Here is a 12,561-nt window from a genome sequence, read left to right as displayed (position 1 = left end):
AAAGCAGTAGAAAACTGCGCTGTATTTAAAGTTAATTGAGCTCTCTGCCCAAGAGAGCGCAAATGGAATTAACTGATATTACATTGACGTATTTTTAGACCGTGGTTGTTGTAAAAAGCGAAGACGTAAACAAGTAAGTTGTCGTTCACGCGTTTTGACCCAAGTTATGAATACCGCTGGTGTAGCATGGAGTAATGGCACTCAAGGAGGAAAGAGTGGAATTAAGGCAAGCGAATTACCAAGATTTCGAGCGAATTGCGCAGTTACATGCAAAAAGCTGGCAACAACATTATCGTGGTCTGGTTACCGATGCTTATCTAGAGCAATACGCAGAAGACGATAGAGTTATTGTTTGGCAAACACGCTTGACCAACCCGTCGTTTAATCAAAATGTCCTCGTTCTAGAAAATGAAGGCGAACTTTGTGGGTTCATTTGTATTTATGGCAACCACAATTTCGAATACGGAACAATTATCGACAACCTGCACGTAGATTCGGCCTATCAAGGGCACGGTCTCGGCACCAAGCTGATGTTAGAAGCGGCTAAGTGGGCGGAAAAATACTTCCCAGATTCAGGTGTGTATTTGGAAGTACTTGAACAAAACGTTGCAGCGAAACATTTCTATTTGGCACTTGGGGCGACTCAATCTCATCTAAGTGATTGGAGTGCACCTTGTGGCAGCAAAGTGAAAGAAGCCGTATTTACTTGGTCTTCACCTTCTGTGTTACTAAAAAAAGCCGAAACGTTTGTATAACGCTTTTCTGAGCCTGCATTAAAATAGGTGCCCTCAGAGCGTTTTAGTTTGAGGTGATTTAGGTTTGTTGAACTAGTCCGCTAGCGAATCGATATCGAACCGATAAAAGTCTGTATCATCCGAATTAGACTCGGTTCGATAAAACCCTAGCTTTAGGAGAAGAGAAGACGACGCAACGTTGTTTTTCTCGACCCCGCCAATTAAAGCCCGCACCTGCTTGTTTTGTTTGCACCAAGCGAGTAATCCTCCCAGCATTTCTTTTGCCAAGCCCTTGCCTTGGTGCGTTTCACCAAGAAGATACCCCAAATGAAGTTCATCGTTGTCGGACTGATATAAAAATATGAAGCCGCATAAAGTGCGTTCCGATGTTAGGTAGACCGCGAGTGTTTGACCGTTTTCGGTGATTTTCTTCACCCACGATTCAGCCTTTTCGGCGTCATCGATTCGTTGAAAATAGGGGGGAAGTGCAGCCGTTACGTTTGGTGTAAGTATGTCGATTACATCACGAATGAATTCGCTATCGTGTCCAAGTGAAGCCACGACAGTTTCAGTCACAAGACGCTTGGTAGAAAATACAGAGCTATCGTGGGTATATGCAGGCATGAGGTTCTCGATTTTATTTGGGTGTATTTGAAGAATAAACGCTTTCACCCAGAATGTATGTCTCACATACGGTTCTGTCGTCGCCTAGGCTCATCAATACAAACAACTTCTCTTCCAGTGTTTTGGTTTGGTTCATGCGAAATTTCATCAGTTGCGTAGCATGCAGATCCAACACCACAAAATCCGCTTCTTTGCCGACTTCTAGGTTTCCGATTTTGTCTTCTAGGTGCAAGGCTTTTGCACCACCAAGTGTGGCTAAATAAAGTGATTTTATAGGGTGGAGCTTTTCCTGCTGTAATTGCATGACTTTGTAGGCTTCACTCATGGTTTGCAGAATGGAAAAGCTCGTTCCTGCGCCCACATCGGTCCCCATGCCTACTCGAATGCCAAATTGCTCAAGTTTAGGAAGTCGAAACAACCCCGACCCAAGAAACAGGTTGGATGTGGGGCAAAAGGCAATGGCTGATTCGGTGTCTGCCAACCGCTGGCATTCACAATCCGACAAATGAATACCGTGGGCAAACACGGAACGTTTGTGCAGTAACCCATAGTGATCGTAGACATCTAGGTAACTTTCTCTTTCAGGGAAAAGATCCAATACCCAGTCGATTTCCTTTTTGTTTTCGGAAAGGTGAGTGTGCATATAAACATCTGGGTATTCTTTTAGGAGCCGACCAACGGTTGCGAGTTGGTCGGTAGTGCTGGTGGGGGCAAACCTTGGCGTAACAGCGTAGTGCAAGCGAGAGCGCTTGTGCCATTTTTCGATTAGGGCTTTGGAATCGGTGTAGCCCGATTCTGGTGTGTCAGTTAGGGAATCGGGCGCGTTTCTGTCCATTAACACCTTGCCCGCGATCATTCTAAGGTTGCGTTGCTCTGCCTCTTCAAAGAAGATATCAACCGACTGTTTGTGCACCGTGCCGAATACCAAAGCCGTGGTTGTGCCGTTGCTTGCCAATTCATCCAAGAACAATTTGGCAACTTGCCGTGCGTATTCTGGATCTTTGAACCTCAGTTCCTCTGGGAAGGTGTAGTTTTCTAGCCAATCCAAAAGCTGCTCACCGTAGGAGGCAATCATCCCTGTTTGCGGATAGTGTATATGGGTATCAATAAACCCTGAAGTGATCAGCTTGTTTTCAAACCGCGTGATTTTTATTGAAGGTGACAATGTAGGTAAGATAGTTTTCGCATCGCCGATTTGATCGATAATGCCATCTTTAACGACGATTATACCGTCTTCAAAATACTGATATGAATTTTCCAAACCCACTTCCTGGGGATCTGCCACACTGTGCAGCACGGCGCTACGAAAAGCGTGCGTTGTGGTCGTCATGTTGCTTCCTTTAGATCTTGCCCAGCGGCTTTATGCCTGTTTTGGCTGTGTAATATGTTGGAGGTCGTCATCTTGTGCGCGACTCTCCTTGGTTTTTGCTTCGGCTAATTCTGCTTGGTGGTAATGGGCGATCAACTCTCCTGCAACCGATATGGCGATTTCCTCAGGTCGTTTCCCTGGAATATCACTGATGCCAATTGGGCTGGTCATACTGGCGAGCTGATTATCGCTGTAACCACGTTGTCTTAGCCGCATATCGAACTTTTTACGCTTGGTCGATGAACCTATTACGCCAAAATAAGCGCTGTCTCCTCTATCAAGGATAGCCTTTGTGAGGTCAAAATCGAGTTGATGATTATGGGTCATCACCAGAAAGTAGCTGTTTTCACGAGCAAAGTTGACTTCTCCTACCGGGTCGTCGCTTACGAGTTGCTCTACGCTATTAGGCAATTGGGAAGGAAATTCATTCTCTCGTTGATCAATCCATGTGATCTCAAAATCTAGCGTGGCGATCACGTGAACTAGGGCTTTGGCAACGTGACCAGCACCGAACAAGTAGAGATGGCGTTTACGAGTGCCTATCGGTTCAAAGCATAAGGTTGCCATACCGCCGCAGCATTGACCCAAGCGAGCGCCAAGGTTGAACGTATCGATTTTGACTTCAGTGGCTTTCTCTTCAAGCATTGTTCTGCTTACTTGAGTAGCAATGTGCTCAAGATGTCCACCACCGATAGTGGCAATCAGCCGATCGGCGGTGATCAGCATTTTTGTTCCAGCCCCTCTAGGCACCGACCCACGCTCACTTAGCACGGTTACCATCACACAAGGTTCATTTGCGCTTTCGAGTTTCGCCAGTTCCTGAATCCAGTTGTCGCTGTACATGACTTCCATCCTCTTTGTAACGCGTTGACTATGCCGTTTTTTTGCTTGAGGTTTTCGCGCTTTCACGCACCTTTTCGATTGCCATGAGTACACGTTCGGGAGTGGCTGGCGTATCTAAGTGAGGACGAACATTTTCGCTTACGTCATTTTCTACAATCACATATCGAATGGCATCTTTCAGTGCGCTCCATACCGACATAGCAAGCATAAACGGGGGTTCGCCCACGGCTTTAGAGTGGAAAACGGTGTCTTCTGGGTTTTGTCTGTTTTGCAGTAAATGCGTTCTAAAATCGATGGGCATATCCGCCACCGCAGGAATCTTATAGCTGGCAGGACCGTTCGTCGTCAGCCTACCTCCATCATTCCAAACCAGTTCTTCTGTTGTAAGCCAGCCCGCGCCCTGAACAAATGCACCTTCAACCTGGCCAATATCGATCGCTGGGTTCAACGAAGCGCCGACATCGTGCAAAAGGTCGGCGCGCAAAATCTTGTATTCACCTGTCAGCGTATCGACGATGACTTCGGAGCAAGACGCGCCGTAAGCGAAGTAATAAAACGGCCTACCTTTGGCTTTTTCGTGATCGTAGTAAATTTTTGGGGTTCGGTAGAAACCCGTGCTAGAAAGCGACACTTGGTTGAAGTACGCCAGTTGAATGAACTCATCAAATTCGATAAGGGTTTTGCCCACCTGAATGATGCCGTTCTTGAATTGGACGTCTTCCGGCGCAACCTTAAAGTGCTCGCTGGCAAAGTTCACCAAACGTACTTTGATGTGTCGCGCTGCTTTTTGCGCGGCTTTGCCGTTCAAATCGGTGCCCGAAGACGCTGCCGTTGGTGATGTGTTTGGGACTTTTTCAGTATTGGTGGCGGTGATCTGAATACGGCTGATATCAACCTGAAATTCCTCTGCGACAATTTGCGCCACTTTGGTATTCAAACCTTGTCCCATTTCCGTGCCACCGTGGTTTAGGTGAATGCTGCCATCGGTGTAGATGTGGATAAGCGCACCAGCCTGATTCAAAAAAGAGGCGGTAAAGGAGATTCCAAACTTAACCGGCGTTATGGCTAAGCCTTTCTTTAGAATAGGACTTTGTTTGTTGAATTCGTTGATCTCCTCGCGACGCTGGTAGTAGTCGCTAGTTTCAATCAACTGTTCAGTGATCTCTGGCATAAAATCACTGTCTTCAACCGTTTGGAAATAATGAGTAACGTTACGTTCGCTTTTTCCATAGTAGTTCGCTTGGCGCACTTCCAAAGCGTCTTTGTTTAAGTAAGCTGCTATGTCGTCCATGATCTGTTCAATGGTCATCATGCCTTGCGGCCCGCCAAACCCACGAAATGCGGTGTTGGATGCGGTGTTGGTTTTGCAGCGATAACCCGTAACCGTCGCCTCACCCAAGTAGTAAGCGTTGTCTGAGTGGAACATGGCACGATCGACTATAGAGCTTGATAAATCGGGTGAGTAACCACAGTTACCTGCCACGTCGATCTCGATCCCCGTTATCGTTCCTTGATCGTCAAACCCTACTTTGTACTGGTTGTAGAACGGGTGACGTTTCCCCGTCATCATCATATCTTCGGTTCGGAACAAACGCATTTTGGTGGGGCGATTGGTTAGTTTAGCAATCACCGACGCCATGCATGCTGGATAGGACGATTGAGTTTCTTTGCCACCAAATCCACCGCCCATGCGGCGTACATCAATGAGCACTTTGTGCATGGGAATACCCAATACGCCAGCAACCAGTTTTTGAATTTCGGTTGGGTTTTGGGTGGAAGAGTGGACGATCATACCACCGTCTTCTGTAGGCATCACGGTGGCGATTTGAGTTTCTAGATAGAAATGTTCTTGTCCGCCCACATGCAAGTTGCCTTCAAGCATATGCTTTGAATGAGCAATGGCTGCTTTAGAATTCCCTCGCTTTTGCTGGTGGGTATCGGTGACAAACAGTTTTTTCTCTAACGCTTCTTCTACGTCTAAAACGGCGGGCAGTATTTCATACTCGATAACTGCTGCATGTGCCGCTTTTCTTGCCACTTCAAGATCGTTGGCTGCAACGGCAATGACAGGTTGCCCAACATACTCAACTTTTCCATCGGCGAGTAGAGGATCCCCCGGCAGTATTGCGCCAATATCTAAGTTACCAGGAATGTCTTGGCTGGTAATTGCGATGGCAACGCCTTCAAATTCGTAGCATGGTGAAAGGTCGATACTCAGAATGTTGGCGTGCGCATGGGGGCTGAGTAACGCGTAGGCGTGCAGCTGATTTGGGAATTCTAGTTTATCGTCAATGTATTTGGCTTCGCCTGTGACTTGCAGGGCAGCGCTGTCGTGTTTCACGCTTTTGCCTACGCCTGTTTTTAGATCTTGTTTGAATAACGCCACCATTTCTTCGTGGCTCATGGTTGCTTGAGGCGAATTAGACATAAGACGTAACCCTAGTTTCGATCGTGTTATTTTGGTGAACAGATTCTATATAAAAGCGTCGGAGTAGGTTTGCTGCACTCAAAGCACGGTATTCCTTGGTCGCACGGAAATCGCTCAACGGCTCAAAGTCGTCCACAATGGTTTTCATCGCAGTGAGTATCGTTTCTTCACTCCAAGCTTTATCCACTAGTGCTTGTTCGCAGTGCGTTGCACGTTTAGGAGTTGCGGCCATACCACCAAATGCAATTCGCGCTTGTTTTACTACACCATTCTCTACGGTTAAGTTAAACGCACCGCAGACTGCCGAGATGTCATCGTCTAAGCGTTTTGAAATTTTGTATGCCTTAAATGTTTGCTCTGTCGCCAGAAGCGGAATATGAATAGATTCAATAAACTCACTGGGTTGCTGAGCTGTGACTTTGTAACTCACAAAATAATCTTCTAACAACATAAGCCGAGAAGATTTCCCTCGGCGTAGTGACAGTTGAGCACCTAAAGCGATGAGTAAAGGGGGCGTATCGCCAATTGGAGATGCATTAGCGATGTTGCCGCCTATGGTGCCTTGATTGCGAACTTGAAGTGATGCAAATCGATGAAGAAGCTCACCAAAATCTGGGAAATGTTGAGCGAGTGACTGGTATGCGTCATTCAGCGTGACGTTAGCCCCTAATATCAATTGGTTACCTTCAACTTTGCAGCGCTTCATGTCCGCAACTGCGGCGACGCTAATTAGGGTTTCAATAGGGCGTCTAAACTGAGTCACTTCCAGAGCGAGATCGGTTCCCCCCGCAACCAACTTGGCGCTGGGATGACGTATGTACAGATCAGCCAATTCGTCTGTGTTTGTTGGGAGGAAGGCATGGTGATCACCACATTGCAATTCCCCTTTTTTGATGGAGAGAGCGGTGAGTTTGGCGATGGTTTCTTCTTCCAATATTACAAATTGGTCTTTGAGTTGTTGATTGCTACTGAGTGACAGCGCCGCATCAATGATAGGTCGATAGCCCGTACATCGACATAAGTTGCCTGCAAGTGCTTCCAATACGTCGTGCTTGGTTGCTGTCGTTTTGTTCTTGATGAGGGCAAACATAGACATGATAAAGCCAGGTGTACAGAAGCCGCATTGTGAGCCGTGAAAGTCCACCATTGCCTGTTGCACCGGATGTAAGCACCCATCTGGATTTTTTAGATCTTCAACGGTGATTAGCTGCTTTCCGTGTAAAGATGAAACGAAAGTCAGGCACGAGTTAATAGATTGGTACACCAGTTTTCCATCGACCACTTCACCTAATACAGCGGTACACGCTCCGCAGTCACCAGAACCGCATCCTTCTTTTGTTCCGGTTTTATTCAGTTGTGTTCGCACGTATTGCAAGACAGTTGTGTTTGGCGACACATCTTTAATGTGTATCACGGATTGGTTAAGCAAAAACGAAATCACGGTTTCTCCTAGCATTGTATCGATCAATAAAAGCTGACCTATAGGTCAAGTTTTGAATAAACTGACCTGAAGGTCAACAATTTGTTAACGTTTTTGATACATTTGTGCTCAAGTAACCTATGGATGCTTGTCTTTGTACAGCGAATGGGTATGGCGACAATTAAAAATATGAGTCAAGAATAGAGATGTTTCTTAATTTTCTACGTGACCATAATATTTGTTTGGAGATGATGTAAAAAAGCCATGTTATAAAGTCAGGTAACTCAATATAAATTGAATTTAATAATTGTTTTATTACTTAAGTTGTCATTAACTTTAAAGTTTTAAGACTTAGATTTTTGTGTTTGTGTTAATGCAAATTATTGTTATTTAAAGATTTTTACAATTTTTTTAAGTCTTTGGAACTAGCTTGAATAAATATAACAGAGATTTTTTATTTACCTTTTTAATATATTTGTTTGTCTATTTTCTCAAGTCTATTCATGTGAATAATAGGTACACACAATGTAACATTTGTTTCATTTTTATTGAGTGTTAAAGTGTTTTTCTATATATATTTAAATTTAAAGTTAGTGAATAATATCGACCAAATAAACAACAATTTGGAAGCACAAAATGAAGAAGTATTTTGCAGCAGCAATGGCGGCAGCTTTATCTTTACCAGCCGTAGCTAACCATACCGACATTGATGGGATGGATTTTGGTCCACTGGCATCACTTGTGGGCACATGGAAATCGGTTGAAGCTGGTGGAGTGGATATTGCACCAGCACAAAAGGGTACACCACAAGGTGAAGGCACCCCAGCAGTTACCCCATTTTATGAAGTAATTACATTTGAAGTTGCAGCGGACGCAGTCAATGCGAGCTCGCAAAGCCTTGTTGCTCTGTATTATAAACAAGAAGTATTCAGAAAAGCGGACGACACGAAGTTTCACGACCAGCGAGGCTACTTTATCTACGATGCGGATAACCAAATTGTTTACAACTCCTTCTGCGTTCCTCGCACAACGTGTGTAACGGCAGAAGGGCAAGCGGGTAAACAGATGACGCTTACAGCGTCTAAGCGCGGAATAGCGGAGTCTAATTTCATGACAGATAACGCAACGACTACGGGGTTCTCCATGACTATCTCAATTGAAGACGAAAAGCTGACTTATTCGCAAAATACCGTTTTGAATATTTATGGGAATGCGATGGCGCATACAGATGCGAGTACTTTGTATAAAGTGAATTAAAAGCCAGTCTAAATTTTGGGTAAGTCATAGAAAGCATCCATTGGGTGCTTTTTACATTTGAGGCTTACCGGAATGTGAATAATTGGGTTAATTGCTAACGTAATGTTAGAAGTCATAAAATTTGAATCACTGTTTAATTTTCATTATTAAAATATACAGTATAAAAGGTTGTAAATTTTACTGTTAGCTTGATAGTAAATAAATATATAATTGCTTAACTATAAGTTAAGCTGGTTGTAGTTGGATTGTATACTTGTTTTATTGCTAGTTTAAATACTGTGTGAGCTTTTCTAAATATACCATCAATTTTATTGTTATTTCTTATTTGTTACTGTATAACAAACACATTCGGTTTTTAACTTCTTTTGTTTTGTTTATTATCTGTTTGTTTTTTAATTTCAACTTATTGAATGTAAAGGTTATAATAATTATTTTAAATTTAAAACTAAAAATAAATTAGTATTACCTTATTTTTTTTGGGTTAATGATCTAACTTGTTGTTTTTTATGATATTTTAATTGGTGTGATATTCATTTGGGTTGAGTTTAACTAATGATTAATTATACTCAAAATTAAGAATTTATTATTCAAATGGATGTTGTTTGTGATTCCTATCTCGATATTGATCTTTGTTAGATTATGGCTAAATTAGATGGTGGTTATTATTTGCATTTGTAAATATCATAAACCATATTATTGTAGCCACTTCATTTTATGTTTTAGATAAAGTATGCGTGTCTGTATTATTTGGTAAATTGCTCTTATGTTATTTGTAGGGTAGGTCTGTTCCATTTTTAAGGGGTTTTAGTATCTATAACCCTAGGGCAACCTTATATACAATCACGTTAAAAATGGAAGTGGAATCTGACAACATATGGAGGTAGTTATGAAGCTTAACATAGTAATTTCAATATCTGCATTTTCTATGACTCCGCTCTTTGCATTTAGTGCAAATGAAACAGATGTAAATGCAGAAGTACCCGCTATTGATACTCAGCAGACTCATATTATAGGGACGAATGACATTATATCCTATGATGTGAAAGAGTTGGTTGGTGGTAAAGCCGCGGTATTCCAAGGTGATATAGTGCTAGGTTCCGCGAGCAATGTTCAAGAATATGGTGTTCAACCAATGCGTTTCTTCGATGAAGGCGAAATGACGGGGTATGCGGCATGGAGTGGGTATGCGAAGTGGCCAAACGGTGTCGTCCCTTATACTATTTCAGCCAATATCCCGGCTTATGATGTTGCTTCTATAAAAGAAGGGATGAGTTGGATCGAAAACGTGTCGAATGTTCGTTTTGTTGAGCGAAGTAATCAAGCTGGATACATTACTATCATTCGTGATCGTGGTTGCTACTCTCAAGTTGGTTATACTGGTAGAGCTCAAAACCTGTCTATTGGTCAGGGCTGTGGTACGCCGGGTATTGCTGCTCATGAATTCCTTCATGCACTTGGCTTTTGGCACGAGCAATCACGCGCTGATCGCGATCAATATGTGAATATTCATTGGAATAACATTGAACAGGGCAAAGAGCATAATTTCGAGAAGAAAGGGGAAGTGACAACGTCCGTTGGTCCGTACGATGTGCATTCTATCATGCATTATTCCTATCGTGCGTTTAGTATTAATGGTCAGCCAACGATTACGTCCAAAGATCCTTCTGTGCCCAACGATCAGTTAGGTCAACGCCAGCGTTTAAGTGATTATGATATTGCAGCATTGCAAGAAACATATGGAGGAGGGGGTACAACGCCACCTCCTACACCCGACCCTATCAGTGCAACTATTACAGATGTGAGTGTTGCAAGCGGTGAATGGCAGTACTTTGTTTTGGATTTACCTAGCGGTTACAGGAATCTGACAATCACAACGTATGGCGGGAGAGGCGATGTGGATCTATATGTAAGGAAAGACGCTCGACCTACCTTTGATTATTACAATTGTGCTTCTTGGCGTGATGGTAATTCTGAAATATGTGATATTAATTCCCCCGAAGCTGGGGAGTGGTATATTGGCGTAAATGGTTACTTTGCAAGTTCAGGCGTTACGATCACCGTCGAAGCGGATTGAATATTTCGTTAAACACATGTAAAAAGCCAGCTTCGTTTTGATGAAGCTGGCTTTCTTAATTCTTGGTGCTTACTTTTGAGCTGACAACTGTTTCGAGCTGGAAAGCTGTTTTGAGCCAGCAAGCTAAATACGCAAGCGACGCTTAAATCTTAGATACGTTGTATCCAGACTCGCGCAGTAAATCTCTTTCTTGCTTTATCAGTTGTGCTCTATCTTCAATGAGCTCATGAAGTGCTTGAGAAGGCTTAGAAGCCAATTCTTTAAATTGATCGAAAGAAGAGGCGTGTTCGACGCTTTTAAGCATTTCGCTTACAGCGTTACGCGCTTCACATGGATCAGTTTCTGTTTTGAAATAGTCAACGCTGTGTACGGCTTCTTTCATTTCGGCGAGAAGCTCGGCAGGACTATTTTCTAAAGCAATTAACATGTAGTTATCGAGAACACGTTTAGCAAACAATAGCTCTTTCAATGGAATATCGCGCCCACTTACAATTAGGGACTGGCTCAGAATGGGACTAGAACTCATGGTTTTTCCTTAAACGAAAACAAAGGTTGGGCTAGGCAAAGGAAGCAAAAGTGAATAGATTTGTGCTTCATTTCAATATTTATACAGTGTTTGAGTCGATGTCAAAGGAAATGAACGGAAAAAGAAAATTTTTTCTGGTTGAAGGGCGGGGGTATCCTTTCCCCCTAGAGACGTTACCTAACCATTAAGGTATAGGCTAACGAGTTATCAGCGATTACCAGCGGTATGGGTAAGCAAAGATTTCGTTAATATTGTAGCGCTCATCGACAGGTTTCACTTTTTGTTCCACGCTCCACTGTTCAACAATTTTCCCTTGATTGTTGAAACGGAAAATGTCGATGTAACCTGTGCCTAGATCCTTTTCGATATCACGATCCACTTGCTTGGAGTGGACAAGCACCATATCACCCATCGCAATGGTTTGAGCCGGTGTACGGACAAAACGCTTCCCATTTTGTGCCATGCCTTGAAGGTGGTTGATAAAGGCAGCTTTACCATTTTGCGCTTCAGGTGTGTGCCCAACAAAGTTAGCATCGACAAAACGTCTCACATCATTGAGATCGCTGAGGTCGTTGTAGGTATTGATAACTCGAAGCGCTTTTGTGCGATTGAGATCTTGGTTCTGTCTTGCGTACATATCAACCTCAGGGCCTGAAAGCTCTGTGCTAGACTCTACGCCTTGATAGTGATCCCAGTGCTCAACCAATTTACCATCTTCGACACGCCAGATATCAACAAACACATCTGTACTGCCGTTGTTTGTCCATGCTGAGTGAATGGCAACGTAATCTTTTTCTGCAATCGTTCGCAAAATATCTACTTCAATGTTTGGGTTGTCGTCTAGATACTTCAACAACTCGACACGCAGTGGTTCGGCACCATCAGGGTAATCAGGTGCATGCTGTACGTAAACTTCACCAATGTAGTCGTAGTAAGTGTTGTAATCTCTGTTGATCAACGTGTCTGTGTAGAAACCTTCAGCAACATGTACCGACTCCATTGTTTGGAAGAAATCCTGACGAGCCTTAGATTGTTGATAGCGACCCTTATAAGATTGATTTGCATAAGAACGGCTCGGGAAAACGATGGCATTTTTTTGTGCTTGAGAATGTTGAGGAAATTGAATCGAACGTTGTTGTTCATTAGATTCACCTGGGAAAACGATCGCTTGTGAATTTTGAGCAACAGCAGCACCAGAAAGGGATGCCATAATTAGGCTTGATAGTATGAGTTTTTTAGACATTTTGTCTTCCTTCTTATCTTCTTGGGAGAAAACACATCCTATT

Annotated in this window: 10 protein-coding genes; 3 read left to right on the top strand and 7 right to left on the bottom strand. The window is 43.3% G+C overall.

Annotation, left to right across the window (positions count from 1 at the left end):
- Positions 1 to 215 precede the first annotated feature (215 nt).
- The gene (locus CW749_RS01005; protein WP_180958293.1) at positions 216 to 755 is read left to right on the top strand and encodes a GNAT family N-acetyltransferase; all 540 of its coding nucleotides are present in this window, start codon (positions 216 to 218) and stop codon (positions 753 to 755) included.
- 72 nt (positions 756 to 827) lie between these two features.
- Here CW749_RS01005 and CW749_RS01000 read toward each other — a convergent pair whose 3' ends face one another.
- From CW749_RS01000 to xdhA, 5 genes are read right to left on the bottom strand one after another with little or no spacing between them, the layout of a single operon-like run.
- Complete coding sequence (locus CW749_RS01000; RefSeq protein WP_101110012.1) at positions 828 to 1,358, bottom strand: GNAT family N-acetyltransferase; 531 nt, start codon at positions 1,356 to 1,358, stop codon at positions 828 to 830.
- A gap of 13 nt (positions 1,359 to 1,371) precedes the next feature.
- Positions 1,372 to 2,688, bottom strand: coding sequence for a guanine deaminase (gene guaD, locus CW749_RS00995; protein ID WP_101110011.1), 1,317 nt, complete (start codon positions 2,686 to 2,688; stop codon positions 1,372 to 1,374).
- A 30-nt stretch (positions 2,689 to 2,718) separates the two neighbouring features.
- On the bottom strand, positions 2,719 to 3,570 hold the full coding sequence (gene xdhC, locus CW749_RS00990; protein ID WP_101110583.1) for a xanthine dehydrogenase accessory protein XdhC: 852 nt from the start codon (positions 3,568 to 3,570) through the stop codon (positions 2,719 to 2,721).
- A gap of 28 nt (positions 3,571 to 3,598) precedes the next feature.
- Positions 3,599 to 5,998, bottom strand: a complete 2,400-nt coding sequence (xdhB, locus tag CW749_RS00985) for a xanthine dehydrogenase molybdopterin binding subunit (RefSeq protein WP_101110010.1) — start codon at positions 5,996 to 5,998, stop codon at positions 3,599 to 3,601.
- Positions 5,991 to 7,439: a xanthine dehydrogenase small subunit gene (gene xdhA / locus CW749_RS00980; protein WP_101110582.1), complete on the bottom strand. Its 1,449-nt coding sequence runs from the start codon at positions 7,437 to 7,439 to the stop codon at positions 5,991 to 5,993. The genes xdhB and xdhA overlap by 8 nt, the downstream gene beginning before the upstream one ends.
- Before the next feature lie 615 nt (positions 7,440 to 8,054).
- On the opposite strand from xdhA, the gene CW749_RS00975 reads away from it, so the two are divergent.
- Both CW749_RS00975 and CW749_RS00970 read left to right on the top strand, forming a co-directional pair.
- The gene (locus tag CW749_RS00975; protein WP_101110009.1) at positions 8,055 to 8,675 is read left to right on the top strand and encodes a heme-binding beta-barrel domain-containing protein; all 621 of its coding nucleotides are present in this window, start codon (positions 8,055 to 8,057) and stop codon (positions 8,673 to 8,675) included.
- An 886-nt stretch (positions 8,676 to 9,561) separates the two neighbouring features.
- Positions 9,562 to 10,749, top strand: a complete 1,188-nt coding sequence (locus CW749_RS00970; RefSeq protein ID WP_180958291.1) for a M12 family metallopeptidase — start codon at positions 9,562 to 9,564, stop codon at positions 10,747 to 10,749.
- A 142-nt stretch (positions 10,750 to 10,891) separates the two neighbouring features.
- Here CW749_RS00970 and CW749_RS00965 read toward each other — a convergent pair whose 3' ends face one another.
- Both CW749_RS00965 and CW749_RS00960 read right to left on the bottom strand, forming a co-directional pair.
- On the bottom strand, positions 10,892 to 11,275 hold the full coding sequence (locus CW749_RS00965) for a hypothetical protein (protein ID WP_101110007.1): 384 nt from the start codon (positions 11,273 to 11,275) through the stop codon (positions 10,892 to 10,894).
- A gap of 214 nt (positions 11,276 to 11,489) precedes the next feature.
- The gene (locus CW749_RS00960) at positions 11,490 to 12,518 is read right to left on the bottom strand and encodes a nuclear transport factor 2 family protein (RefSeq protein WP_101110006.1); all 1,029 of its coding nucleotides are present in this window, start codon (positions 12,516 to 12,518) and stop codon (positions 11,490 to 11,492) included.
- Positions 12,519 to 12,561 lie beyond the last annotated feature (43 nt).

Source organism: Vibrio sp. vnigr-6D03, assembly GCF_002835515.1.
Taxonomy (GTDB): domain Bacteria; phylum Pseudomonadota; class Gammaproteobacteria; order Enterobacterales; family Vibrionaceae; genus Vibrio; species Vibrio penaeicida.
This window is presented reverse-complemented; position numbering and strand designations above follow the sequence as displayed.